At 62.6% G+C, this 25,470-nt stretch carries 25 protein-coding genes; 16 read left to right on the top strand and 9 right to left on the bottom strand.

Annotated elements, in window-relative coordinates:
* The first annotated feature begins 22 nt into the window (after nucleotides 1-22).
* Both E4T66_RS11965 and ppk1 read left to right on the top strand, forming a co-directional pair.
* Nucleotides 23-1,387, top strand: a complete 1,365-nt coding sequence (locus E4T66_RS11965) for an NAD(P)/FAD-dependent oxidoreductase (RefSeq protein ID WP_136849274.1) — start codon at nucleotides 23-25, stop codon at nucleotides 1,385-1,387.
* Between the two features lie 39 nt (nucleotides 1,388-1,426).
* Nucleotides 1,427-3,508: a polyphosphate kinase 1 gene (gene ppk1, locus E4T66_RS11960; protein ID WP_136849273.1), complete on the top strand. Its 2,082-nt coding sequence runs from the start codon at nucleotides 1,427-1,429 to the stop codon at nucleotides 3,506-3,508.
* A 25-nt stretch (nucleotides 3,509-3,533) separates the two neighbouring features.
* Here the strand turns inward: ppk1 and ppx are convergent, their stop codons facing one another.
* Nucleotides 3,534-5,057 carry an exopolyphosphatase gene (gene ppx, locus E4T66_RS11955; RefSeq protein ID WP_136849272.1) on the bottom strand — a complete coding sequence of 508 codons (1,524 nt, stop codon included), beginning with the start codon at nucleotides 5,055-5,057 and terminating at the stop codon, nucleotides 3,534-3,536.
* 250 nt (nucleotides 5,058-5,307) lie between these two features.
* Between ppx and E4T66_RS11950 the strand changes: the two genes are divergently transcribed.
* The 4 genes from E4T66_RS11950 to E4T66_RS11935 all read left to right on the top strand — a co-directional run bounded on the left by E4T66_RS11950 (nucleotide 5,308) and on the right by E4T66_RS11935 (nucleotide 7,538).
* A complete protein-coding gene (locus tag E4T66_RS11950) occupies nucleotides 5,308-5,631 on the top strand; it encodes a c-type cytochrome (RefSeq protein ID WP_136849271.1) in 324 nt (107 codons plus the stop codon).
* 7 nt (nucleotides 5,632-5,638) lie between these two features.
* Entirely contained in the window at nucleotides 5,639-5,977 is a 339-nt protein-coding gene (locus tag E4T66_RS11945; RefSeq protein WP_136849270.1) for a c-type cytochrome, read from the top strand.
* A gap of 202 nt (nucleotides 5,978-6,179) precedes the next feature.
* Entirely contained in the window at nucleotides 6,180-6,788 is a 609-nt protein-coding gene (locus E4T66_RS11940) for an outer membrane beta-barrel protein (protein ID WP_136849269.1), read from the top strand.
* A gap of 126 nt (nucleotides 6,789-6,914) precedes the next feature.
* Nucleotides 6,915-7,538: an outer membrane beta-barrel protein gene (locus tag E4T66_RS11935; RefSeq protein ID WP_136849268.1), complete on the top strand. Its 624-nt coding sequence runs from the start codon at nucleotides 6,915-6,917 to the stop codon at nucleotides 7,536-7,538.
* A 93-nt stretch (nucleotides 7,539-7,631) separates the two neighbouring features.
* Here E4T66_RS11935 and rpoD read toward each other — a convergent pair whose 3' ends face one another.
* The 4 genes from rpoD to rpsU form a co-directional block, all read right to left on the bottom strand.
* Nucleotides 7,632-9,521 (bottom strand): RNA polymerase sigma factor RpoD, encoded by a 1,890-nt coding sequence (gene rpoD / locus E4T66_RS11930; RefSeq protein WP_136849267.1) that lies wholly within the window; start codon nucleotides 9,519-9,521, stop codon nucleotides 7,632-7,634.
* A gap of 51 nt (nucleotides 9,522-9,572) precedes the next feature.
* Entirely contained in the window at nucleotides 9,573-11,339 is a 1,767-nt protein-coding gene (gene dnaG / locus E4T66_RS11925) for a DNA primase (RefSeq protein WP_136849266.1), read from the bottom strand.
* A gap of 108 nt (nucleotides 11,340-11,447) precedes the next feature.
* Nucleotides 11,448-11,894: a GatB/YqeY domain-containing protein gene (locus E4T66_RS11920; RefSeq protein ID WP_136849265.1), complete on the bottom strand. Its 447-nt coding sequence runs from the start codon at nucleotides 11,892-11,894 to the stop codon at nucleotides 11,448-11,450.
* Between the two features lie 72 nt (nucleotides 11,895-11,966).
* On the bottom strand, nucleotides 11,967-12,182 hold the full coding sequence (rpsU, locus tag E4T66_RS11915; protein ID WP_136849264.1) for a 30S ribosomal protein S21: 216 nt from the start codon (nucleotides 12,180-12,182) through the stop codon (nucleotides 11,967-11,969).
* A gap of 118 nt (nucleotides 12,183-12,300) precedes the next feature.
* Here rpsU and tsaD point away from each other — a divergent pair, with 118 nt between their 5' ends.
* Genes tsaD through E4T66_RS11900 form a run of 3 tightly spaced genes read left to right on the top strand, consistent with a single transcriptional unit; the run spans nucleotide 12,301 to nucleotide 14,170 of the window.
* Nucleotides 12,301-13,371 (top strand): tRNA (adenosine(37)-N6)-threonylcarbamoyltransferase complex transferase subunit TsaD, encoded by a 1,071-nt coding sequence (tsaD, locus tag E4T66_RS11910; RefSeq protein ID WP_136849263.1) that lies wholly within the window; start codon nucleotides 12,301-12,303, stop codon nucleotides 13,369-13,371.
* Nucleotides 13,371-13,745: a dihydroneopterin aldolase gene (gene folB / locus E4T66_RS11905; RefSeq protein WP_136849262.1), complete on the top strand. Its 375-nt coding sequence runs from the start codon at nucleotides 13,371-13,373 to the stop codon at nucleotides 13,743-13,745. Before tsaD ends, folB begins: the two co-directional genes overlap by 1 nt.
* Nucleotides 13,742-14,170, top strand: a complete 429-nt coding sequence (locus E4T66_RS11900) for a GNAT family N-acetyltransferase (protein WP_136849261.1) — start codon at nucleotides 13,742-13,744, stop codon at nucleotides 14,168-14,170. Before folB ends, E4T66_RS11900 begins: the two co-directional genes overlap by 4 nt.
* 31 nt (nucleotides 14,171-14,201) lie before the next feature.
* Here the strand turns inward: E4T66_RS11900 and gmhB are convergent, their stop codons facing one another.
* The 3 genes from gmhB to glyS all read right to left on the bottom strand — a co-directional run bounded on the left by gmhB (nucleotide 14,202) and on the right by glyS (nucleotide 17,988).
* Nucleotides 14,202-14,768: a D-glycero-beta-D-manno-heptose 1,7-bisphosphate 7-phosphatase gene (gmhB, locus tag E4T66_RS11895; RefSeq protein ID WP_136849260.1), complete on the bottom strand. Its 567-nt coding sequence runs from the start codon at nucleotides 14,766-14,768 to the stop codon at nucleotides 14,202-14,204.
* Between the two features lie 52 nt (nucleotides 14,769-14,820).
* Complete coding sequence (locus E4T66_RS11890; protein ID WP_136849259.1) at nucleotides 14,821-15,816, bottom strand: hydroxyacid dehydrogenase; 996 nt, start codon at nucleotides 15,814-15,816, stop codon at nucleotides 14,821-14,823.
* Between the two features lie 99 nt (nucleotides 15,817-15,915).
* Nucleotides 15,916-17,988, bottom strand: a complete 2,073-nt coding sequence (gene glyS, locus E4T66_RS11885) for a glycine--tRNA ligase subunit beta (protein WP_136849258.1) — start codon at nucleotides 17,986-17,988, stop codon at nucleotides 15,916-15,918.
* Between the two features lie 211 nt (nucleotides 17,989-18,199).
* Between glyS and E4T66_RS21350 the strand changes: the two genes are divergently transcribed.
* Both E4T66_RS21350 and E4T66_RS11880 read left to right on the top strand, forming a co-directional pair.
* The gene (locus tag E4T66_RS21350; protein WP_169577590.1) at nucleotides 18,200-18,337 is read left to right on the top strand and encodes a hypothetical protein; all 138 of its coding nucleotides are present in this window, start codon (nucleotides 18,200-18,202) and stop codon (nucleotides 18,335-18,337) included.
* Between the two features lie 40 nt (nucleotides 18,338-18,377).
* A complete protein-coding gene (locus E4T66_RS11880) occupies nucleotides 18,378-18,785 on the top strand; it encodes a VOC family protein (protein ID WP_136849257.1) in 408 nt (135 codons plus the stop codon).
* 9 nt (nucleotides 18,786-18,794) lie between these two features.
* Here the strand turns inward: E4T66_RS11880 and glyQ are convergent, their stop codons facing one another.
* Nucleotides 18,795-19,697 (bottom strand): glycine--tRNA ligase subunit alpha, encoded by a 903-nt coding sequence (glyQ, locus tag E4T66_RS11875; protein WP_136849256.1) that lies wholly within the window; start codon nucleotides 19,695-19,697, stop codon nucleotides 18,795-18,797.
* Nucleotides 19,698-19,793: 96 nt separating this feature from the next.
* Here glyQ and can point away from each other — a divergent pair, with 96 nt between their 5' ends.
* From can to ntrC, 5 genes are all read left to right on the top strand, one after another.
* A complete protein-coding gene (can, locus tag E4T66_RS11870) occupies nucleotides 19,794-20,444 on the top strand; it encodes a carbonate dehydratase (protein WP_136849255.1) in 651 nt (216 codons plus the stop codon).
* 161 nt (nucleotides 20,445-20,605) lie between these two features.
* Entirely contained in the window at nucleotides 20,606-22,015 is a 1,410-nt protein-coding gene (glnA, locus tag E4T66_RS11865) for a glutamate--ammonia ligase (protein WP_136849254.1), read from the top strand.
* A gap of 169 nt (nucleotides 22,016-22,184) precedes the next feature.
* The gene (locus tag E4T66_RS11860; RefSeq protein ID WP_136849253.1) at nucleotides 22,185-22,709 is read left to right on the top strand and encodes a DUF4124 domain-containing protein; all 525 of its coding nucleotides are present in this window, start codon (nucleotides 22,185-22,187) and stop codon (nucleotides 22,707-22,709) included.
* A gap of 117 nt (nucleotides 22,710-22,826) precedes the next feature.
* The gene (gene glnL, locus E4T66_RS11855) at nucleotides 22,827-23,897 is read left to right on the top strand and encodes a nitrogen regulation protein NR(II) (RefSeq protein ID WP_136849252.1); all 1,071 of its coding nucleotides are present in this window, start codon (nucleotides 22,827-22,829) and stop codon (nucleotides 23,895-23,897) included.
* Nucleotides 23,894-25,399 carry a nitrogen regulation protein NR(I) gene (gene ntrC, locus E4T66_RS11850; RefSeq protein WP_136849251.1) on the top strand — a complete coding sequence of 502 codons (1,506 nt, stop codon included), beginning with the start codon at nucleotides 23,894-23,896 and terminating at the stop codon, nucleotides 25,397-25,399. The genes glnL and ntrC overlap by 4 nt, the downstream gene beginning before the upstream one ends.
* Nucleotides 25,400-25,470: the final 71 nt, after the last annotated feature.

Here is a 25,470-nt window from a genome sequence, read left to right as displayed (position 1 = left end):
TTCAGGAATTTCCGGGATATCTGTGGAAAATCAACATCATGTCGTGATCGTTGGGGGCGGCTTCGGCGGTCTTCACGCAGCGCAGGCGCTGCGTCGCAGCGGCTGTCGCGTGACCTTGCTGGACAAGCGCAACTTCCAGCTGTTCCAGCCGCTGCTGTACCAGGTGGCGACCGGAGCAATCCCGCCGGGCGATATCGCGATTCCGCATCGCGTGGTGCTGCGCAAGTACCGCAACGTCGAATGTCTGGCATCGACGGCCTATGAACTCGATCCGGAGCAGCGCCTGCTGCGGCACGAGCATGGCAGCGTGCACTACGACACCCTGATCGTCTCGACCGGCGTCAAGCATCATTATTTCGGACGCGACAGCTGGCGCCAGTACGCGCCCGGGCTGAAGACTGTCGAGCATGCACTGGAGATTCGCCGTCGTCTGTTCCAGGCCTTCGAGCTGGCAGAGGCGACCAAAGATCCTGAGGAACGTGCGCGCCTGCTGACCTTCGTCATCGTCGGTGCGGGCCCCACCGGCGTCGAACTGGCTGGAGCGATCGGCGAGCTGGCGCACAAGACGATGGTTGACGATTTCCGCAATATCGATCCTCGTAGTGCACGCATCCTGCTGGTCGAAGGCGCGCCGGAAGTGTTGCCGGTCTACGCCGATTCTTTGCGCAAGGCCGCGCGGCGTCATCTCGAAGAACTGGGGGTGACGGTGCTGACGCAGACCCTGGTTGAGGACATCGGACCGGAATATGTCCGTATGCGTTGCGGCAACGAGGTGCAGACGGTCGAGACGCATACGGTGCTGTGGGCAGCCGGCGTTCGGGCCTCATATTTCGGCGAGATCCTGGCCGAGCGCGTCGGCGTGCTGCTGGATCGCGGCGGTCGCGTTGCCGTCAACGGCGACTGTTCGCTGCCGGGGCATCCGGAAATCTTTGTGATCGGCGATCTGGCACGGCTGACCGATGCCAAGGGGCGCGATGTGCCGGGGCTGGCGCAGGCGGCGATCCAGCAGGGCCGCTATGTTGCCAACGTGATCCGTCGTCGCCTTGCCGGCAAGCCGGCCCCCAAGCCATTCCGCTATCGCGATTACGGCAGCATGGCGGTCATCGGCATGAACAAGGCGGTCGGCGATCTGCGGATTTTCCGCACCAGCGGGACGTTCGCCTGGTTGGTCTGGGCATTCATCCATGTGATGTCGCTGATCGACGCAGAGCAACGCGTGCGGGTGTTTCTGCAGTGGAGCTGGAAGTACTTCACGCGCAAGGAAGGGGATCGCCTGATCACCGGTGCGCCGCCGCAGACGCGGGTGCTGCGCCAGCAGCGCGCCGCGCCGCCGGTCGAGCCGGTGCCCACCGTTGGCGAGGCTGTAACGCAAGCGACAACGGCCTGACATATGCTGTCAGGACGACCTCAATCGTCCTGACAATTTATGAGTAACAAGCCCCCGGAGCTGGAACTCTCGGCCAACGACCTGTTTCTGAATCGTGAGCTGTCGCTGCTGGAGTTCAACCGGCGCGTCATGGAACAGGCCAAGGACGAGGCGATTCCGCTGCTGGAGCGTCTGAAGTTCCTGTGCATCTCGAGCTCGAATCTCGACGAGTTCTTCGAAGTGCGCGTGGCCGGCCTGCAGCAGATGGCCGAGCTCAACCCGGCACAGCGCGGTGCCGATGGCATGACGCCGGGCGAAACGCTGGCGGCGATCAGCAAGCGCGCGCATGAGCTGGTCGACGAGCAGTACCGCGTGTTCAACGAGATCGTGATCCCGGCACTGGATCAGGCGCAGATCCGCTTCCTGCGCCGCTCCGAGTGGTCACAGGATCAGGATGCCTGGCTCAAGAGCTACTTCCAGAATGAGTTGATGCCGGTGCTGTCACCGCTCGGTCTGGATCCGGCCCACCCGTTTCCCCGCATCCTGAACAAGTCGCTGAACTTCATCGTGCAGCTGTCGGGCAAGGACGCCTTCGGCCGCAATACCGGCTTCGCCATCGTGCAGGCACCGCGCGCACTGCCGCGTGTGATCCAGTTGCCGCAGAGCCTGGACGGCTCCGGGCCGCATGATTTCGTGTTTCTGTCATCGGTGATCCACGCCTATGTCGATGACCTGTTCCCCGGCATGGAAGCCACGGGCTGCTATCAGTTCCGGTTGACGCGGAACTCCGATCTGCTGGTCGACGAGGAGGAGGTCAAGGATCTGATGGAGGCGCTCGAAGGCGAGTTGTCGCAGCGCCAGTGGGGTGACATCGTGCGGCTCGAAGTCGCGCACAACTGCCCGGAGCAGATGTGGCAGTACCTCATGGACGTCGCCCAGCTCACCCCGGCCGACGTCTACCAGGTCAATGGTCCGGTCAATCTGCATCGTCTGATGACAATTCCCGACCTGATCGACCGGCAGGAGCTGAAGTACGCGCCGTTCACACCGCGCGTGCCGAAGGGGCTGGCGGGGCCGGACGTGTTTGCTGCGATCCGCGAACGCGACCAACTGTTGCAGCATCCCTACGATTCGTTCATGCCGGTGGTCGATTTCCTGCGTCACGCGGCGCGCGATCCGAGAGTGCTGGCGATCAAGCAGACCCTGTATCGAACTGGAGACAAATCGGCGGTGGTCGAGGCCCTGATCGAGGCGGCGCGCAACGGCAAGGAAGTGACGGTCGTTGTCGAGCTGCGTGCACGCTTCGACGAAGAGGCCAACATCGATCTGGCCGAACAGCTGCAGGAGGTTGGCGCACACGTGGTCTATGGCGTGGTCGGGTACAAGACCCACGCCAAGATGTGCCTGGTGGTGCGGCGTGAGGAGTCGGCGTCGGGTGGAGCGGCATTACGCCATTACGCGCATCTGGGCACCGGCAACTACCACCCGCGCACTGCACGTATCTATACCGATTACGGCCTGTTTACCTCGGATCCGCAGATCTGCAAGGACGTGCATGCGGTTTTCCTGCAGCTGACCAGCCTGGGTAAGGTGATCAAGCTGCATCGCCTGCTGCAGTCGCCGTTCACATTGGCCAAGCAGGTGCATGCCAAGATCGAACGCGAGACGGTCAATGCCAAGGCCGGCAAGCCGGCACGTATCGTCGCCAAGATGAATTCACTGGTCGAGCCGGAGATCATCCAGGCGTTGTACCGCGCTTCTCAGGCCGGGGTGAAGATCGATCTGATCGTGCGTGGCATGTGCAGCGTGCGGCCCGGCGTGCCCGGTCTATCCGACAACATCCACGTGCGCTCAATCGTCGGACGCTTTCTTGAACATCACCGTGCGTACTATTTCGAAAACGATGGCGATGCCGAGCTGTATCTGTCGAGCGCCGACTGGATGGAACGCAATCTGTTCCGCCGCGTCGAAGTCGCGTTCCCGATTCTCGACAAGAAGCTGCGTGACCGCGTGGTCGGACATCTGGAAGCCTATCTGCAGGACACCGCGCAAAGCTGGGTGTTGCAGGCGGATGGCTCGTACCGACGCCCGGATTCGGACGGCGGCAAGCCGATTCAGTGGCGCATGATGGACGAAAGCTGAGCCGGCCTTCGAGGCGGATTGCCGTTCAGTCGACCAGCTTCAGGCGGATCTGCGCAGGTGCCAGGTTTTCCGCCTCGCGCTCAAGGTCGGCTCGGGTCAGTGGATGGCGCTCGAGCCAACGCTTCTGCGTGAACGCGACGTCGTAACCGCGGCGGTTGGCACTCAAACGCACCGGCGGCCTCGCCTTGGGCGTGCGTGAGCGGTGCAGCAGATACGCTAGCCGCAGAATCATCGCCAGCCGTTTGATCGGCTCGACCCAGATCGTCGGCACGTCGTCGAATGCATCCAGCGCAAAGCGACCACGATGCAAGCGGACCAACGCTGCCAGCAGTTTCTGGTCGGTCTGCGAAAAGCCCTGCAGGTCGCTGTTACGCACGATATAGCCGCTGTGCTTGTGGTAACCGTTGTGCGTGATGACCAGGCCCACTTCATGCAGCTTGACCGCCCAGCGCAGTAACCGCTTTGAATTGGCCAGGTCCAGATTCCAGGGTTTGGCCGCCTGCTCCAGCAGCTTCAGCGCGGTTCGCGTGAGGTCGTCGGCGTGTCCGGCGTCGACACCGTAGCGGTGGGCCATGGCTTCGACCGCCTCATCGCGTACGTCGTGATTGGACAGACGTCCCAGCAGATCGTAGATCAGGCCTTCGCGCAGGGCTCGATCGGAGGTGCGCAGTTCATTCAGGCCGAGAGAATCGAAGATGCCGGCCAGTACCGCAAGGCCGCCAATGAAGACGGGGCGGCGATCCTCGCGCAGACCGGCAAAATCAATGCGATCGACGTGATCGCGGCTCAGTGCCAGTTCGATGACTTTCTCAAGGCCGGCGCGTGTGATGTGCTGATCGGTCCAGCGCTGCGCCAGCATCACGCGCCAGATGCCGCGAATGGTTCCGGACGAACCCATCGCCACATCCCAGCCGGCCTTGCGGTAGCGGCGTTCGAGGAATTCCAGTTCCACCCGCGCGGCCAGACGCGCGCGCTTGAAGCGCGCCGGCGTGATCTCGCCGTCGTCGAAGAAGCGCTGGGTATGCACGACGCAACCAAGCGAGACCGATTCCATCACGCGTGGCGTCGCACGTCTCCCGATGATCAATTCGGTACTGCCGCCGCCGATATCGACCACCAGTCGGCGTGGCAGCTGATCGCCCATGCCGTGGGTGACGCCGCCATAGACCAGGCGCGCCTCTTCAAGGCCGGAAATGACTTCGATGTTGTGGCCCAGCGCGGCTTCGGCAGCCGCGTGGAAATCACCGCTGCGGCGGACCTTGCGCATGGTGTTGGTGCCGACCGCTCGGACCTGGTGGGCGGGAATGCCGCGCAGGCGTTGACCGAATCGCTGCAGGCACGCCAATGCCCGCGCTGCGGCTTCGGGTTGCAGTCGCTTGTCGGCGTCCAGCCCCGCGGCTAGCCGTACCGGTTCGCGCAGCCGATCGATCACCTGGACAGCGCCGTTTTCGACGCGTGCCACCAGCATGTGAAAACTGTTCGAGCCCAGGTCGACCGCGGCGAACTCCTGGCTCTCCGGGGGCGGGGCGTGCTGAAGGATGGTGCTCACCGCTTCAATTCGGCGGTTCGGGGCGGGCAGGCTTGGAGCATAGGGCTGGCGGGATAGGGAAGGGCGCGCGACCACGCGCGAAGGTGACGCGGCCGGACTATCGGATGGCGCGAGAGTAGCAGTTCGCCAGTGTTTCGCTCCACCGCGCGGGGTAGAGTTCGGAGTTGATTATCGGCTGCGTTGACCCAAGCGGCCGTTTCCTTGAACATAACGCCCCTGATCAAGCGTTAAATCCGAGGGGAGTCCATTTATGAAGTATGCGCGTTGGGGCATCGTCGCCCTTGCCGCCGCGTTGACTGCGCCTGCTGCATTCGCTCAGGGCGATGCGGAGGCGGGTCGCGTCAAGGCCAATACCTGCATGGGTTGCCACGGCATTCCGAAGTACAACAACGCGTATCCGACCTACCGCGTGCCGAAAGTCGGCGGTCAGCCCACCGGCTATCTGGAAGCGGCACTCAAGGCATATCGCTCGGGTGAGCGTGCACACGGCACCATGCATGCGCAGGCAGCGAGCATGTCGGATGCCGATATCGCCGATATCTCGGCGTTCCTGTCCACTGCTCCGGCGCGTTGAGGTCATCATGAAGCGTACGATCATTACGACCCTGCTCGTCTTGGCGCCTGTGACGAGTTTTGCGGCCGAAGCCGTGGTGCCGGAAAAGGCAGCACTCTGCACGGCATGTCACGGTGAAGCGGGTGCCAAGCCGATTGCGCCGACCTACCCGGTCCTGGCGGGCCAGTACGGCGACTACCTCGCGCAGGCCCTGCATGAATACAAGGCGGGCACGCGCAAGAATGCGGTGATGGGCGCGCAGGCGGCGATGCTGTCTGACGACGAGATCAAGGCCTTGGCCGATTACTTCTCGCTGCAGGACGGCCCGCTGTATACGCCGAGCGTCGGAGACGCTGCGGCAAAGTAATCGCCGGTTGTGGCGTCAGTTTTTCGGGCGCGGTCAATGACCGCGCCTTTTTTGTATTGAGCTCGACGCACGGACTGGATGTTGCCTTACGTTACCCAGAGCGCTTTGAGGTCTCGGTACGGCTCTGACCTCGCTATACTTCGCCTAGGTCTGGGGGAGTCCGGGCCGAGGTTAACCAGAAGAATCCCGGAGGACATCAGATATGAATTCGTTGCGCTTTGCGCTTGTGAGCCTGCTGCTGACATCGCCGTTGGTGGCGCAGGCAGGCGCGTTCGACGCGTTCGACATCTATGCGGTACCAGATTCGGGTCTTGAGATTGATGGGCCTCTCGGCACGATCGAGTCCGAGGAAGGCGACGCATTCGGTGTGCGTCTGTTGAACAGCTTTGGCGAGCATGTATTTGCCGCCGGGCAGTATCAGTCGTCGACCTACCAGGGCGTTGGTGATCCGGATCTTGACCAGTTGCGCGCGGGTCTGGGTTACAGCATCGGCACCCTGCCGGTCTATGTGCTGGCTGAGTACGTCCGCTACGAACTGGGCCTCGTCAACAGCAACGGTGACGACAACGGCTTCGGTGTGCATCTGGGCGGCAAGTTCGACCTGTTCAAGTACTTCAGCGTCGAGGCTCGTGTCGGGTATCTCGATGTGGGCGACGCAGGCAACGGTTTTGAGTATGTCGCTGGCGCCGCGCTCAACCTGGACGCCAATTTCAGTGTGTTTGCCGAATATCAGGAAACGCGCCTGAACAACGATGCTGACCAGGATGTCATCGTTGCCGATATTCGCACCGGCTTGCGATTCCGGTTCTGATCGTCGCCTGAAAATTCCGTCGGCACTGCAGCGTCCGGTGAGTTAGCGCGACGCCTGCCGACTCGTGATTCCCCCCAAAGTTGCCTGGCCCTGTCCGGGCGACAGCATTGTTCAAGGAGATGAAGGATGCGCACAATAAAATCCCTGGTTGGAGCGTCGATACTCGCGTTAACGCCTGCCTTGGCGAGCGCCGGTGGTGTTGCTGTTGATGCCTACTACGTTGCCGTTGCTGATCTGGAAGTCGATGGCAACGCTTACGACAGCGGCGACGGTTTCGGTGGTCGCGCGCAGATGCAGTTCTCGGATCTCGGCTTCATCACCGCCGAATACCAGGCCAATGACTACAGCAGCCTGGAAGGTACGTCGATTGACGGCGAGCTGACGGCAATCCGCGCCGGCCTCGGATTCGATCTGGGCGCGAACAACCCGTTCTATGTGCGCGGCGAATATGTCGATTTCAAATTTGAAAGCTCGCCGACGATTCTGAACGCGGATCGCGACGACTCAGGCTACGGCATCCATGTCGGTGCCGCCGGGGCGCTCAGCGAGGCGCTGGGCGTTTATGCCGAAATTGGCTATATCGACATCGGCGATTTCGGCGACGGCATGGAATACATGGTCGGCGCCCTGCTGACTGTCAGCGGTGGTTCGGGCATTTTCGTGGACTATCGTTATTCGAGCCTGACCGGTGACCGCGATATCGATCAGAAGCTCGGCGACATCCGCACCGGTGTGCGCATCGCGTTCTGATCCTGATAAAGGCGTACGGGGCGTTGTCGCTGTCGCGACGCCCCCCAACAAAAAGCCCCGCTTCGAGCGGGGCTCTTTGTTGCAGTGCGCAGGCTATTCGTCGAGGAAGCTGCGCAGATAGTTGGCACGGCTCGGATGGCGCAGCTTGCGCAGCGCTTTGGCCTCGATCTGACGGATGCGCTCGCGGGTCACGTCGAACTGCTTGCCGACTTCTTCCAGCGTGTGATCCGTGGTCATGTCGATGCCGAAGCGCATCCGCAGCACCTTGGCCTCCCGCGGGGTCAGGCTGGCGAGAATCTGGTGCGTGGCCTCGGCCAGTGACTGCGAAGTTGCTGACTCGACCGGAGACACCGCCGCGGTGTCTTCGATGAAGTCGCCCAGATGCGAATCCTCGTCGTCGCCGATCGGGGTTTCCATCGAGATCGGTTCCTTGGCGATCTTGAGCACCTTGCGGATCTTGTCCTCGGGCATCTCCATCTTCGTCGCCAGCTCTTCCGGAGTCGGCTCGCGACCCATTTCCTGCAGCATCTGCCGACTGATACGGTTGAGCTTGTTGATCGTCTCGATCATGTGCACCGGGATACGGATGGTGCGTGCCTGATCGGCGATCGAGCGGGTGATGGCCTGGCGGATCCACCACGTCGCATAGGTCGAGAACTTGTAGCCGCGGCGGTACTCGAACTTGTCGACCGCCTTCATCAGGCCGATGTTGCCTTCCTGGATCAGGTCAAGGAACTGCAGGCCGCGGTTCGTGTACTTCTTGGCAATCGAGATCACCAGACGCAGGTTGGCCTCGACCATTTCCTTCTTGGCGCGGCGGGCCTTGGCCTCGCCGACGTTCATGCGCCGGTTGATGTCCTTGATCTCGTCCAGCGACAACAGATTGTCGCCTTCCATCTTCTTCAGGGTTTCCTGCAGCGCAACGATTTCGTCCTTGCGTGCATTCAGCTCGGAGGAATACTTGCGCTTGGCGCGGATCGCCTTGTTGATCCACTCGTCGCTGGTGGCGCCACCGCCCTCGCGATACAGCTTGAGGAACTCGTCACGACCCATGCCGGCATCGGATACGCAGATGCGCATGATCATGCGCTCGGTGCGACGCACCGTGTCGATCTTGCGGCGCAGGTTCTGTGCGACCTCATCAACGATCTTGGGCGACAGCTTGAAGCCCATGATGTGTTCGGCCACAGCCTCGCGCTTCTCCTGGGTTTTCGGATGGCCGCTGCCCATCTTCAACAGGGCGTCCCAGGCTTTGTCGTAGAGTTTCTGCAGGTCGGCGAACTTCTCGGCCGTCAGGACCGGATCGGGGCCGGTGTCCTGCGCTTCTTCTTCCTCGTCTCCGTCTTCATCCTCGTCATCGCTGTCATCGTCAGCGGCGGCGGACGCAGGCGGTGCCGGCGGCGGAATCACATCTTCGGCGTTCGGATCGAAGAATCCCGACACGATATCGGCCAAGCGCTTGTTGCCCTGCTTGTACATCTCGAAAGACTCGAGCAGGATCGCGACCGTTTCGGGGTACTGCGCCATCGCGAACATGGCCTCGTTGAGGCCTTCCTCGATGCGCTTGGCGATGCGGATTTCGCCTTCGCGGTCGAGCAGTTCAACCGAGCCCATCTCGCGCATGTACATGCGCACGGGGTCGGTGGTGCGGCCAAACTGATCGTCCAGTGCGGCAATCGCGGCAGCGGCTTCCTCAGCGGCCTCTTCCTCTTCCTCGTTGGTCGCAACGGCCGCGGGTTCGGAGAACAGCTGCTGATCTTCCTCGGGGGCTTCCTCGTGAACCGGGATGCCCATCGCCTGGATCATGCTGATGATGTCTTCGATCTGCTCGGTATCGACAATCTCGGGCAGATGGTCAGCAACTTCGGCGTAGGTCAGGTAGGCCTTTTCCTTGCCGAGTGCGATTAGGACCTTGATCTGGGATTGCTTCTGGGCCTGCCTTTCCAAGGCGGAGACCGGGTCTGCTTTCTCAGTTTTGCTCATGTGGCGGTGACTCAATCAGATGAACCCGGGAATGGGTCGCAGAACTGCGCATTATACATCACGGTCAATGCGCTTGCGCGATTGGACCAGCATTTTCCACTCGCGGATCTCGGTTTCGCTAAGGTCCTGCGCGTGGTTCATAAAGTAATTGATTCGTTGATCAATGCCGCGTTCACGCAGCTGCAGCGCCAGACTGCCAAACTCCTGGACGAGACCCTCATCGCCAACCCGTTCCGACAACGGCATGCCGTAGTCGGGGTGCTCGGTATCGCTCATCAGCAGCTTCTGCAGATAGGCGCCCTTGGCGCCGCCCAGTTGCTGGATCAGAGTGGCAGCCGTGGCGTCCGGATGGCTGTGCAGATAATCGATGGTCTCGACCAACAGGGAAACACCGGCGACTTCAGACTGCTCCAGCAGGTGAACATCGCCGACCTGTTCCGCAAGATCAGGGCGGTGCAGCAGAATTTCAAGGCTGCGGCGAACCAGTCGTGACACTTTCTGTGTGCTCGCGGGTTTCGCGACGGCGGGTTCGGCTTGCGGAGTGCGCCCGGCCAGGCTGGCTTCAATATCGGCGCGTTCCAGTCGGGCCAGCCGCGCCAGCTGGTCGCTCATCAGCGTGCGCAAGGTGCCTTCCCGCAGTTTTTCCAGATAGGGCTTGCACAGTGCCACCAGGCGTGCGCGGCCTTCGAGGCTGCCCAGATTGACCTGGCGTGATAGCTCGCCGAGCAGAAACTCGGATAGCGGTGAGGCCTGCTCGATGCGTGCGCGAAAGGCGTCGGCGCCGATTTCCTGCACCAGCGTGTCGGGGTCATGGCCATCCGGCAGGAACATGAACACGCACTCGCGGCCTTCAAACAGCTCGGGCAGGACCTGATCCAGTGCGCGCCAGGCCGCTGCACGGCCGGCGCGGTCGCCGTCGAAGCAGAACACCACCTTGCTGGTCTGCTTGAACAGCAGCTGCAGATGCTCGCGCGTCGTTGCAGTGCCCAGCGTCGCGACGGCCTCGGTGATGCCGTGCTGCGACAGCATCACCACATCCATGTAGCCTTCGACCACGATCAGATACGGCAGTGCACTGGTCGTCGCCTGACGCGCCTCGTACAGGCCGTAGAGGTTGCGTCCTTTGTGGAAAAGCGGCGTTTCGGGTGAATTCAGGTATTTGGCCGGATCGTTGCCGAGTGTCCGGCCGCCGAAACCGATGACGCGGCCGCGGCCATCGCGAATCGGAAACATCACGCGGTTGCGAAAGCGGTCATAGGGCCGCCCGCCGCCTTCCTTTTCGATCAGCAGGCCGGCGTCGATCGCATGCCGGGTCTCCTTCAAAAAATCTGTCAGCGCGTTCCACGATTCGGGGGCAAAGCCGATGCCGAAGCGTTTGGCGGTCTCGCCGGTGACGCCGCGCTTCTTCAGATAGGCGACCGCTTCGCTGTGCTTGCGCAGCTGTTCGGAGAAGAAGCGCTGCGCGGCGGCCAGTGCGTCGAGGGGGCCATCCATGACCACATGCGGTTGGTGGCCGCCTTCGTGCGGAACCTCGACGCCGGCGCGGCGTGCCAGCTCCTCGACCGCCTCGACGAACGACAGGCGATCGAATTCCATCAGAAAGCCGATGGCGTTGCCGTTCTTGCCGGAGCTGAAGTCAAAGAACATCTGCTTGACCGGCGAGACGAAGAACGACGGGCTCTTCTCGCTGGTAAACGGCGACAGGCCGCGCAATTCCCTGCCCGCGCGCTTGAGTTCCACGCGCGAGCCGATCAGCTCGACGATATCGGTTCGTGCGAGCAGATCATGAATGAAGGAATCGGGGATGCGTCCGGCCATGAACGGCAGTGTCCAGTGTCCAGTGCGCAGTTTCCAGTGCGCCGCTGCAGGAGGTTGCCCCTGAGGCGGAAATCGCCCTGAACGATCGGAAAACAGTCCGGGTCTGGATTAGCCCAGACGTGCCTTGATCAGGCCGGACAGCTTGCCCATATCGGTGCGGCCTTGGGCCTTGGGTTTGATCCAGCCCATGACTTTGCCCATGTCTTTGCCGCCGCTGGCGCCAGTCTCTGCAATCGCCTGGTCGAGCAGGGCGGCCACTTCGGCGTCGCTCAGCTGCTGCGGCAGGTAGCCGATCAACACCTCGATTTCCGAGGCTTCCTTGTCGGCGAGGTCGGGGCGGTTGCCGTTGCGGAACTGGTTTTCTGAATCGCGACGCTGCTTGACCATTTTTTCGACTGCGGCCTGGACCACGGCGTCGGTCAGCTGCGTGGATTCGACCACTTCACGCTGCTTGAGCTCGGCTTGCAGCATGCGCAGCACCGAGAGGCGCGCCTTGTCGCCGGCGCGCATGGCACCTTTGACGTCTTCAGTAATGCGGGTGGCGAGTTCGGACATTTTGGAAATTCTCAGAAATGCAAAAAGCGGCCTTGGGCCGCAGTCTGCTTACCGCCAAACGAAACCGCCGAATTAGAACAGGCGGATACGGCGATTCGATTCGCGCTGGACCTTCTTGGCCTGGCGCTTGACCGCAGCAGCGCGCTTGCGCTTGCGTTCCTGGCTCGGCTTTTCGAAATACTCGTGCTTGCGCAGATCGGTCAGGACGCCAGCTTTCTCGCAGGTGCGCTTGAAGCGGCGGACCGCAACTTCAAAAGGCTCGTTGTCACGAACGCGTACAGAAGGCATACAAACTCACTCTCTATAATATTCACTGAAGAGGCGCCCTAAGGGCCTCGAAAAGGGCCGCGATTCTATCCGGACTGCTGCCGGGACGCAAATGTCGCCCACCGGCGCCGGATACACTATGCGGATGCCGAATACCGCGTTGTGCCCGGGCCCGATTCTGGGCATTGAAACCTCATGTGACGAAACTGCCGCCGCGCTCTACGACGGCGGGGCCGGTTTGCGTGCGCATACGCTTTACAGCCAGATCAGGCTGCACGCCGAATATGGCGGAGTGGTGCCGGAACTGGCCTCGCGCGATCACGTGCGCCGGATCAACGGCCTGATCCGGGCTGCCATGACCGAAGCGGGCGTGAAGATGTCGGATCTTGGCGGGGTGGCGTACACCGCAGGACCCGGTCTGATCGGTGCGCTGATGGTGGGTGCCTCGGTCGCCGCAGGCTTGGCGGCAGCGCTGGGCATTCCCCTGATTCCGGTTCACCACATGGAAGCCCACTTGCTGGCGCCGATGCTGGAAACTCCGGCGCCCGCATTCCCGTTTGTCGCGCTGCTGGTTTCCGGTGGGCACACCTTGCTGGTCGAAGTGCGTGGATTGGGGCAATACACCCTGCTCGGGCAGAGCCTGGACGATGCGGTCGGTGAGGCCTTCGACAAGACGGCCAAGTTGCTCGGCCTGCCGTATCCAGGCGGCCCCGAGCTGGCGCGGCTGGCGCAGCGCGGCCAGCAGCCATCGCAGTACCGTTTCCCACGGCCGATGACCGACCGGCCGGGGCTGGATTTCAGCTTCAGCGGACTGAAGACTGCGGTGTTGACCGCGCTGAAGCCCGACGCATCGGAGCAGGACAAGGCGGATCTGGCCTGGGCCTTCCAGGAAGCGGTCACCGATACGCTGACGATCAAGGCAACGCGCGCGCTCGACGCCAGTGGGGCGCAGCGACTGGTGGTCGCCGGGGGAGTCGGCGCCAATCTGCGCCTGCGCGAAAAACTCGGCGAGCTTGCGCGGCACCGTGACGTCGAGGTGTACTTTCCTCGCCAGGCGTTCTGTACCGACAATGCCGCGATGGTGGCGTACACCGGCTGGCTGCGGCGCGGCGAGGGACAGCGCGCCGACCAGCGCCTGTTCACAACGCCGCGCTGGCCGTTGTCGGATTTGAAACCACCCCAGCTGCAGGCGCTTCAAGGGATTGAGTAATGGATACGGTATTTCTGCAGGGTCTCGAGGTTGAGGCGATCATCGGTGTGTACGGATGGGAACGGCAGCTGCCGCGTCCACTGATTTTTGATCTGGCGCTGGGCGTGAATACGCGTGAAGCGGCCAGCAGTGATCACGTGCGTGATGCCGTCGATTACGCCGCGGTGGCCGAGCGTGTCAGTGCGATCACTCGGGAGCTGCAGCCCGCATTGCTGGAAACGCTGGTGGAAACGATCGCGCGGCGCTTGTTCGACGAATTTCCGATCCAGCAGCTGCAGATCAGCGTCAACAAGCCGGGTGCCGTCGCCAAGGTCAAGGCCGTCGGCGTTCGGATCGAGCGTCGGCGCGAGGACTACGCGGCCTGCGGACGATGAATACGCTGCGCGTCAGCACCGATCCGGCCGAACTGGATGTGGCGCTGATCCATCAGTTTCTGAGCGAGCAATCCGGCTGGGCTCGCGGGATCGATCGCCAGCGCGTCGAGCGCTCGCTGCAGCATTCACTGTGCTTCGGCGGCTATCTGGGCGCGCGCCAGATCGCTTTTGCCCGGGTGATTTCGGATTACGCGACCTTTGCCAATCTGGTGGATGTGTTCGTGTTGCCGGAGCAGCGGGGGCAGGGCCATGCCAAGACGTTGATGCAGGCGGTGATGGCGCATCCACAATTGCAGGGCTTGCGTCGCTTCACCCTGGCCACGGCAGATGCGCATGGGCTCTACGCGCAGTTCGGTTTCACCGCGCCGTTGCGTCCGCAGACGCTGATGGAACGCTACGTGCCGGATTTGTATCTGCGCCCGTAGTGCGCCAAATCCAGTTGCCGGCTCGATCCGCTCAGGCCGGAATCGGCGGCAAGGCTTGCTGTGCCGCCACCAGCGCTGCGGCGAATGCCGCCAGATCGTCGTAGACGACCACGTCGCGTAGTGCGTCGGCATGCGTGGCTTCGGTTCTGCGGCCATTGCCCGTGCGCACCAGCACCGGGCGGGCACCGGCGGCACGCGCGGCTTCGATATCGCGCCACGAGTCGCCGACAACGGGAATCAGCTCGGCGCTCAGGTTCAGCCGACGCGTCAGGTCGGTGATCATGCCGGGCGACGGCTTGCGTTTGTGGCCAGGCTTGTCCGGGTGATCCGGAGCGAACTCGATGCCATCGATGCGTCCGCCCAGCTCGGCCAGTTGCTGCTGCATGCGGTCGTTCATGGCCGCAAAGGCGTCGTAGTTGAACAGGCCCTGGCCGATGCCGGACTGATTGGAAGCCACAAAGACGCGGAAGCCAGCCTGGCACAGGCGCGCAATCGCTTCGAGACTGCCGGGGATCGGAATCCACTCAGCGGCGGACTTGATGTAATCGGGCGAGTCCTGGTTGATCACGCCGTCGCGGTCGAGAATGACGATCTTCATGGGATCCGAAATACGGTGCGGGCAGGCCGACAGTATGCCGCTTCGATCGAATTCAGGCCGTGTTGATCACGCGACCGGCGAAGAACTCGCGAATGTTTTCCACGGTGGTGTCGACAATGCGCTGCACCGCCTCGCGCGTGTTGAACGCCGAATGCGGCGTGACCAGCACATTGGGCATGTGCATCAGCACCTGTTCGGCGGCGAGCACGGCCAGGGCCTGCGGTGCCGGTGAGGCGGCGCAGACCAATTCCGCTTCCTCACGAATTTCCGGTTCACCCGGCAGCACATCGAGCCCGGCCGCAGCGAGATGACCGCTGCGCAGCGCGCGAATCAGCGCCAGCACGTCGACGACGCTGCCGCGTGCAGTGTTGATCAGGACCGAGCCGGGCTTCATTCGCGCCAGTGCGGCGTCATCGATCAGGTTATGGGTCTGCGCGGTGGCGGGGACATGCAGTGAAACCACGTCCGCCTCGGAAAGTAGAGCGTCCAGCGCGCAGTATTCGATCCCGGCCTCCGCGGCATAAACCGGGTCGGGCATCGGATCGTAGGCCAGAACCGGCATGCCGAAGCCCTGCGCGATGCGGATCACATGGCGACCGATGCGGCCGGTGCCGACCACGCCCAGGGTGCGGCCGCTGAGATCGAAGCCCTGCAGATCTTCGCACTCAAAGCCGCCGGCACGTGTACGTGCGACGCCTTCGACAATGCGATGACTGATCGCCAGCAGCAGTGCGAAGACATGCTCGGCAACCGTGTTCTCGCCATAGGCGGGGACGTTGCAGACCGTGATGCCGCGTGCGCGGCAGGCGTCGAGATCAATGTGATCGGTGCCGGTGGATCGGGTCGCGATCAGGCGCAGCTGTGGCAGCTGTTCAATCATTGTGCGATCGATGCGCGAATGAATGAACACACTGATCACATCGGCGTCGGTCGCCGCAGCGAGGCTGGCCGGATTGAGTGCGACGGTTTCGAAGTGCAGCGATTCGGCGCCCAGCGCTTCAAACGCCACGCGCTCGCGCGGTTCGGTTTCGAACACGACCAGTTTCATGGGTGATTCTCGTATGCGCCTTTGTGACCTCCAGTCTAGGCGGCATGCGAAGACGTCACGTTGACAGGTGTCAGTCGACCGCTGCAGCCATCGTCTGAATCAGCCGGGCAAACAGGACAGATCGGCGACTGAACGACACAGGCGGTCGAGTTGCGCCAGCAGTGCCAGTCGATTGCCGCGCACGGCTGGATCGTCCGCGTTCACCATGACGGCTTCAAAGAAGGCGTCGACCGGTTCGCGCAGCGAGGACAGATTCACCAGTTGCGTGTGGTAGTCGGCGGCGGCTGCGTTGAGCGTCTCCAAGCGTCCCAGCTCGGCGAACAGCGTGCGCTCCTCGTCGTGTTCGAAACGCGCCGGATCCACCGCTGGAGTGGCGGTGTCCAGTTCCGCGGCGCGCAGGATGTTGCGGATACGCTTGTTGGCTGCGGCAAGATTGCCGGCCGCTGCCTCGCGGGTGAATGCGTGTACTGCACGCAGGCGCCGCAGAAAGTCGAGCGGCTGCGTGATCTGCATCGCGGCGACAGATTCGAACATCTCTGCGCTGATGGCGCCGCCGTCGAACGTCTGTCCGACCAGATACGCGCGCAGACGCTCGCCGACGAAGTCGAGCAGCTCACGCAACATCGAGTCGTCGCGCACGCCGGCGGTGTGTTGTTCCAGTGCGGTCTGCAGCAGATCGCGCAGATCCAGCGGCAATTCGGCTTCGAGACAGATGCGCAACGCGCCCAGTGCGGCGCGACGCAGCGCGTACGGATCCTTGCTGGCGCTGGGTTTCTGGCCGATCGCGAAGATGCCGGTCAGGGTGTCGAGCTTGTCGCACAGCGCTACCAGACGGCCTTCGATCGTCGAAGGAATCGGCGTGCCGTGCTGAGTTGGCAGGTAGTGTTCGCGGATTGCCGTCGCCACCGCATCGGGTTCGCCGCACTGGCTGGCGTAGTAGCCGCCCATCAGGCCCTGCAGTTCCGGAAACTCGAACACCATACGGGTGACCAGATCGCATTTGCACAGCGCGGCTGCGCGCTCGGCCAGATCCGGCGACACATTGAGACCGCTCGCGAGATGTGCCGCCAGCTTGCGGATGCGCCCGACCTTGTCGGCGATGCTGCCAAGGTCTTTCTGGAACGTCACCGTTTGCAGACGCACGCCGTAGGCTTCCAGCGGCTGCTTCAGGTCCTGCTCCCAGAAGAACAGCGCGTCACTCAGGCGCGGCCGCACCACGCGCTCGTTGCCGGCGATCACTTGTGACGGATCGTTTGATTCGATGTTTGCGATCGTGATGAACCACGGCAGCAGCTGGCGGTAGCTGTTGTCGGTGAACACCGTGAAGTAGCGCTGATTGGTTTCGACCGTGGAGACGATAACTTCCGGCGGCAACTGCATGAAGCGATCTTCCATGCGTCCGGTAATTGGTGCGGGCCATTCCACCAGTGCCGTGACTTCGTCGAGCAGATCGGCATTGATGCGGGCAACGCCCCCGATCCGCGCAGCCTCGGTTTGTACCAGCTCGCGGATCGCATCGCGGCGGCTGCCGGCGTCGGCCCAGACTTTTGCCTGCTTCAACGAAGCGGTGTAGTTCGCCGGAGATGCCAGTTCAATGGCGGCCGGTGCGTGAAAGCGGTGCCCATATGTGACGCGGCCGGCGCTCTGGCCGAACGCTTCCAGCGGCACCACATCCGCACCGAACAGGCAGGTCAGCCACTGCACCGGACGCACGAAGGTGGCGTCGCCGGCGCCCCAGCGCATGCGCTTGGGGACCAGCGTGTCCATCTGCTGGAAGGTCTCGATCAGGATTTCCGGTAACAGCTCGACGGTTTGCCGCCCCGGCGAGGTCTGCACGAAGTGGAGCTTGCCGTCCTTCTCGCCCAGCACGGCGAAGTCGACGCCGCAGCTCCGGGCGAAGCCGAGGCCGGCCGGTGTCGGCTGGCCGTCTTTCATTGCCGCTTTCAGCGCCGGGCCGGTGCGCTCCAGTGTCTGTTCCGGCTGCTGTGCATTGACCGATTCAATAAGCACCGCGATACGCCGGGGCGTCGAAAACTGCTGGACTGCCCCTGGCTCGACGCCGCGTTTGCGCAGGCCGTTGCACAGGCCCTCGGCGAGCGCCTCGGACAGGGGTGCAACGTAGCGTGCAGGCAGGTCTTCGGTGCCGATTTCAAGCAGTAGATCGCGGGTCATGCGTACATCAGTGGGGTCAAAAGGACGCGTAGTGTCCGGGATCGCTCGGGATTCGCCAACTCGGATGGGTCTGGAGATGAAGTCCAAAGCGCTGGTGCATTCTTATTAACTATCGTTAATAGAAAAACAATCAATTTCAATAATAATTCGTTGCGCCGTATTGTTGCCTCACGAGGCCGATGTGCCGGCCCAAACGCCCAAGGAGACGACGATGAGCTACCTGAACAAATTGCCGACGCCGCGCCGCATCACGGCGCCGCTGGTGGCCGTGCTGGCTGTGGTGGCGGTTGCCGATACGACGACCGGCAGCCTGCAGCACTGGCTGGCCGCCTATGCTGCGGTCCATTGAAGGCACCGCCGATGATGATCCGGCGTCAGGGTGCGGAGGGATGGTGAAGATACTGGGACTCGATCATCTGGTGCTGCGTGTAAGCGATCTGCCGCGCGCGCTGGCGTTCTATGTGGATGTGCTCGGCTGCCCGATCGAACGCCGGCAGGCCGCGATCGGACTGGTGCAGTTGCGCGCCGGCAGTGCCTTGATCGATCTGGTGCCGGTGGACAGTCAGCTGGGCCGTGCGGGCGGCGCGGCGCCGGGGCGCGAGGGTCGCAACGTCGACCACTTCTGCCTGCGTGTCGAGCCGTTTGATGCCGCGGAGATCCACGCGCATCTGGCCGCTCACGGCGTGACCGCTGGACCGGTGGAGGCCCGCTACGGTGCCGAGGGCCAGGGTCCATCGATCTACATCGAGGATCCCGACGGCAACGTCGTCGAGCTCAAGGGGCCGCCACAATCCTGAGGCTTGGCTTCAGGCGGCTTTGCGTGCAGAGCCGAGCATCGGAAAGCCCAGCGCTTCACGGGCCTTGAAATAGGCCTCTGCGCAGCCGCGTGCCATCGCGCGCACGCGCAGGATGTAGGCCTGACGCTCGGTCACCGAGATTGCGCCGCGGGCATCGAGCAGATTGAACGCATGCGAAGCCTGGATCGTGCGCTCGTAAGCCGGCAGCGGCAGCGGCCGTTCCAGGCCCAGCAGATGCTGGCACTCGGCTTCAGCCTTGTTGAAGCGCTCGAACAGCGCGGCAGTGTCGGCGTGCTCGAAGTTGTAGGTGCTCTGCTCGACTTCGTTCTGATGGTAGACGTCACCGTAGGTGACGATGCGCCCGCCGGCGTCGCTCCACACCAGGTCGTAAACGCTCTCGACACCCTGGATGTACATCGCCAGACGTTCGAGGCCGTAGGTGATTTCGCCGGCCACTGGCCGGCATTCGAGTCCGCCGACCTGCTGGAAGTAGGTGAACTGGGTCACTTCCATGCCGTTGAGCCAGACTTCCCAGCCCAGGCCCCAGGCCCCGAGCGTCGGTGATTCCCAGTTGTCCTCGACGAAGCGGATATCGTGCACCAGCGGGTCAAAGCCAAGCATCTTCAGTGAGTCCAGATACAGCTGCTGGATGTTCGGAGGGCTTGGCTTCATCAGCACCTGGAACTGGTAGTAATGCTGCAGACGGTTGGGATTCTCGCCGTAGCGGCCGTCGGTCGGGCGCCGCGAGGGCTGCACATAGGCGGTATTCCACGGTTCCGGGCCGACCGCGCGCAGAAAGGTTGACCAGTGAAAAGTGCCGGCACCCATTTCCATATCCATCGGCTGCACCAGCACGCAGCCGTGCCCGGCCCAGAAAGTCTGGAGTTTGAGAATCAGGTCCTGGAAAGTCATCACGCGCCACCACCACGGGTCTGGGGGCGCGAGTATACCCAAGGCCTTGTGCGCGGACTTTCGGCGTCGCGACAGCCTCGCTATAGTCGGTCCCCGATGAAAACCCTACAAATGCTGTTTGATCACAATGCCGCTTGGGCTGAGGCGCAGATCCAGGCCGACCCGCAGTATTTCGAGCGTCTGGCGAAAGGGCAGAAGCCGGACTATCTGTGGATCGGCTGTGCCGATTCGCGGGTGCCCGCCAATCAGATCCTCGGCTTGCCACCCGGTGAGGTCTTCGTCCATCGCAATATTGCCAACGTGGTGGTGCACACCGATTTCAACTGTCTGTCGGTGATGCAGTTTGCGGTGGATCTGCTCAAGGTCCGCCACATCATGGTCGTCGGTCATCTCGGATGTTCCGGCGTGCATGCGGCGATGAACGACGCCCGTCTGGGGATTGCCGACAACTGGCTGCGTCATATCCGCGACGTCTATGACCTGCATGCGACGCAGCTGGACCGTATCGACGACGACTGCACGCGTCACGATCGTCTGTGCGAGCTCAACGTCATCGAGCAGGCCGCCAATGTCTGCCAGTCCACTGTGGTGGAGGAGGCATGGCAGCGCGGTCAGGAGCTGAGCGTTCACGGCTGGGTCTACGGCCTCAACAATGGCCGCCTGCGGGACCTGAATTTCACTGTCACCGGTCGGGCGCAGGTTGCAGACACCTACCGCGCAGCGGTTAAAGCTGTTTTTGCAAATTAGTGCGCCGGGGGATTCCCGGTGCGCTGCCGTTGGGGCTAGGATGAGCGCCCCCAAGTCTGTCGAACGCTGCAATGAATGGCATGGTTCATGCTTCATTTTGGCGCAAACGATGAGCGGGATTCCCGCAGTCCACCCAGTCAACGTCCCTCAAGGAGAAACCCATGTCGGGTAGTGATGTGCTCAAGATGATCAAGGAGCAGGAGGTCAAGTTCGTCGACTTCCGCTTCTGCGACACGCGCGGTAAGGAACAGCATGTAACCGTGCCGTCGCATACCGTCGATGCAGACCTGTTCAGCGAAGGCAAGATGTTCGACGGTTCGTCGATCGCCGGCTGGAAGGGCATCAACGAGTCCGACATGATCCTGATGCCGGAACCGGCCACGGCGTTCATCGATCCGTTCTTCGAGGACAGCACGCTGGTGCTGACCTGCAACGTCATCGAACCGGCAACCGGCGAAGGCTACAGCCGCGATCCGCGCTCGCTCGCCGGTCGCGCCGAGGCCTACCTGAAGTCGACCGGCATCGCCGACACCGCCTTCTTCGGCCCGGAAAACGAATTCTTCGTCTTCGACAGCGTCCGCTGGGATGCCGGCATGAAGGGCTGCTTCGTCGAGATCGACGCTGAAAATGCGGCGTGGAACTCGGGCAAGCACTACGACACCGGCAACATCGGTCATCGTCCGGGCGTCAAGGGCGGTTACTTCCCGGTGCCGCCGGTCGACAGCCTGCAGGACGTGCGTTCGGCCATGTGCTCGACGCTGGAAGCCTGCGGCATGCCGACCGAAGTGCATCATCACGAAGTCGCCACCGCCGGTCAGTGCGAAATCGGTGTCAAGTTCGGCACGCTGACCAAGAAGGCCGACGAAGTCCTGAAGCTGAAGTACGTGGTGCAGAACGTTGCCCACTCCTACGGCAAGACTGCGACCTTCATGCCGAAGCCGATCGTCGGCGACAACGGCAGCGGCATGCACGTGCATCAGTCGCTGGCCAAGGACGGCGTCAACCTGTTCGCGGGTGACAAGTACGGCGGCCTGTCCGAGACCGCTCTGTACTACATCGGCGGCATCATCAAGCACGCCAAGACCATCAACGCTTTCACCAACCCGTCGACCAACAGCTACAAGCGTCTGGTCCCGGGTTTTGAAGCGCCGGTGCTGCTGGCCTATTCGGCCCGCAACCGCTCCGCCTCGATCCGCATTCCGTACGTTGCCAGCCCGAAGGGCCGTCGTATCGAAGTGCGCTTCCCGGACTCGACCGCCAACCCGTACCTGGCGTTCGCAGCGATGATGATGGCCGGCCTCGACGGCATCCAGAACAAGATCCACCCCGGCGATCCGGGCGACAAGGATCTCTACCATCTGCCGCCGGAAGAGGACGCCAAGATCCCGCGCGTCTGCCACAGCCTCGACATGGCGCTGGAAAGCCTCGACAAGAATCGCGAGTTCCTGACCCGCGGCGGCGTCTTCACGGACGACATGATCGATGCCTACATCGCGCTGAAGATGGAAGAGGTCACGCGTTTCCGCATGACCACGCATCCGATCGAGTTCGACATGTACTACAGCCTGTAAAAGCGTTCTGCAGGACGGGCACTTGCTCGTCCGGGCGCGCTGTGCGGACGCTTGAGCGTACCGCTTGCTGGACTGGAAACCCCCGCAAATGCGGGGGTTTCTTTCATTTCGCGGGTCAAGCGCCTAGCTTAGGCTTGTCCGCTGCATTCCCGTCACCGCCCGACTCTGCATGAAATCTCTGTTGACGCTGCTGTTGCTGCTTCCAGCGCTGGCCTGCGCGGACGAGGTGTACCGGTATGTTGCTCCAGATGGTTCGGTGCACTACACCGACAAACCGCCGACCAAGCACGCCAGGCCGCTCAAGTTCGAGACCCCGTCGGGGACCACTCCGCCGTCATCGGGTCCGTCGGCGCGACGTCCACAGTCCAAGTTCTATTCGATGGCAGCGCTGCAAGCGGCAGCGCGCTTTGCCGTGAGTGTGGAGTCGCCAACGCCAGGCGAAATGGTTGCAGCCGGCGATCACCCCATTGTGGGGGCGGCCAGCGTGATGCCCGGATTGGTTTCCGGGTTCCATTTGCAGTTTCTGATCGACGGCAAGCCCGCAACCAGCGAGCCTGTGGATGCGCTGAGCGTGCTGCTGCCAGAGCTGCCGCCAGGTTCGCACACGCTGACGGTGCAGCTAATCGATCCGCAGGGTCTGATCAAGGCTGCGTCGGAGGCAACCGCCTTCACGGTGGTGACGGGGACGCCTTGAGGCACTAAATTGGTGCATTGGTGCACCAGAAACGCAACACCAAATTGGTGCAATGCCGCACAGATATCTTAGGCTCTCGGTCCTGCGGTTTGGCCTGACTCTTGCGTTGGCGACATTATGAAACTGGTTCCGAGAAGTCGAGTCACTGGGGAGGATGTGCTCGATGGCATGACGACGGCCGTCATTTCCGTCGATGATGCGCTCCGCGTGACCAGCCTGAATTCGGCCTGTGAGGGTCTGTTCGGTGTCTCGCGCCGAATGGCCATCGGCGCTCCAGTGGGAGATGCCGTGCCCCATCTCAAGCCGCATGAGCCGCGACTGCGCACCTCTCTGGCCACCGTCAGCGGGTTCATCGAGCGCGAAATCGAGCTGCGCCGCAACGGCGATCCGCCGGTGACCGTGGACTGGACCGTGACCCCGTTCCTTTCGGGGAACAAGAAGCCGGGCCTGCTGATGGAGTTGTTGCCGCTGAACCGGCACATCCGCATTTCCCGTGACGAGCAGCTGCAGGCGCATTTCGACGCCAGCCGCGAGCTGATCCGTGGGCTTGCGCACGAGATCAAGAATCCGCTCGGAGGTATTCGTGGCGCCGCGCAGTTGCTTGAGCGCGAGTATCCGGACGACGACCATCGCGAATACACCCGCGTGATCATTCGTGAGGCTGACCGCTTGCAGAATCTGGTCAACCGCATGCTCGGGCCCAACCGTGTTCCCGAGAAATCCCTGCTCAACATCCATGAAGTGCTGGAGCATGTGCGGCGCTTGGTGCAGGCCGAAGCGCCGCCTGGCGTCGAACTGCTGCGCGACTATGACCCCAGCATTCCAGAGCTTGAGGCCGATCGCGAACAGATGGTGCAGGCGGTACTCAACCTGTTGCGCAACGCCCTGCAGGCAACCGGCAGCACCGGCACCATCATTCTGCGCACCCGCACCCGCCGGCAGTTCACGATCGGCACGCAGCGGCATCGCCTCGTCGCGCAGATCGATATCGAAGACAGTGGCCCAGGCATTCCGGCATCGATGCTGGAGAAGATCTTCTTTCCGATGGTGACAACGCGCGCCGAAGGCACCGGGCTTGGCCTGCCTATTGCACAGTACTTGGTGCACAGCCACGGGGGACTGATCGAGTGCCGGAGTCGGCCGGGCTGCACCGTATTCACCATCCTATTACCGCTGGAAATGACATGAGCGCGCTCAAGGTCTGGATCGTGGACGACGATGAGTCGATCCGCTGGGTACTCGAAAAATCGTTGGCGCGCGAAGGCATGCAGGTCAGCAGCTTTCCTGGAGCCGCCGAGTTGCTGGACGCGATCGGTGACATTGATCCCGGCAGCAAGGATGCACCGGATGTTCTGATCTCCGATATCCGCATGCCCGGAGTCGATGGTCTGACCCTGATGGGGCGAGTGCGTTCCAACTGGCCGGATCTGCCGGTCATCATCATGACCGCGCACTCGGATCTCGATGCAGCGGTCGCGGCGTACAAGGGCGGTGCGTTCGAGTACCTGCCTAAGCCGTTCGACGTCGATGGCGTCGCCGAATTGGTGCGTCGTGCAGCGAAGAAGCGCGAAGCCTCGGACGAGCTGCCGACCGAACAGACCACGGCCATGATCGGCGAAGCGCCGGCGATGCAGGATGTGTTTCGCGCCATTGGTCGCCTTTCGCAATCGCACATCACCGTATTGATCACCGGCGAGTCCGGAACCGGCAAGGAGCTGGTGGCGCGCGCACTGCACGTCAACAGCCCGCGTTCGAACAAGCCCTTCATCGCGATCAATACTGCGGCCATTCCCAAGGACCTGCTCGAAAGCGAGTTCTTCGGACACGAGCGCGGTTCGTTTACCGGCGCTGCGACGCAGCGCAAGGGTCGCTTCGAGCAGGCTGATGGTGGCACGCTGTTCCTGGACGAAATCGGCGACATGCCCTCCGATCTGCAGACGCGCTTGCTGCGCGTGTTGCAGAACGGCGAGTTCTATCGCGTGGGTGGCGTTGCACCGATCAAGGTTGATGTGCGCGTGATCGCAGCGACGCATCAGGAGCTTGAGAATCTGGTTCGCGAGGGACGCTTCCGCGAGGACTTGTACCACCGCCTGAACGTCATCCGTATTCGCATTCCGGCACTGCGCGAACGCCCGGAAGACATTCCACAGCTGGCGCGATACTTTCTGGCGCGGGCGGGCGAGGAGCTGCAGTCCGAACCCAAGCGCCTGCTGCCTGAAGTAGTTGAGCGTTTCCGCAGCTTTACCTGGCCGGGCAACGTGCGTCAGATGGAAAACATCTGTCGCTGGCTGACTGTCATGGCGCCGGGCCAGGACGTCCATCTGCAGGATCTGCCGCCGGAGCTGCAGAGCGGCCCGGCCCCGGTCGAGCGCGCAACACTACCTGCGGCGGAGGCGGCGGCACAGCATCATGCTGTACCTGCAGCCCCGACTGTGGCAGCGAGCGCCGCACCGGTCGTCTCGTCAGAGCCGGGGCGAAGCTGGAGCGATCTGTTGCGTCAATGGGCCTCGGCTGAACTTGCGGCTGGGCGCAGCGGATTGCTGGACACGGCGGTGCCGCTGTTTGAACGCACCATGATTGAGACTGCGCTCACGGCAACGCGCGGCCAGCGGCAGGAGGCGGCCAAGCGACTGGGTTGGGGCCGCAATACGCTGACGCGCAAGATCAAAGAACTCGGCATGGACGACTGACAACAGTCTGATCTGTGCGCAGCAGTGCGAGGTCAGGGCGTCAGCGTATTCGACTGTTGTGACCGCATCGC

This window comes from Sinimarinibacterium arenosum (genome assembly GCF_005047655.1).
In the GTDB taxonomy this organism is placed as follows: domain Bacteria; phylum Pseudomonadota; class Gammaproteobacteria; order Nevskiales; family Nevskiaceae; genus Solimonas.
This window is presented reverse-complemented; position numbering and strand designations above follow the sequence as displayed.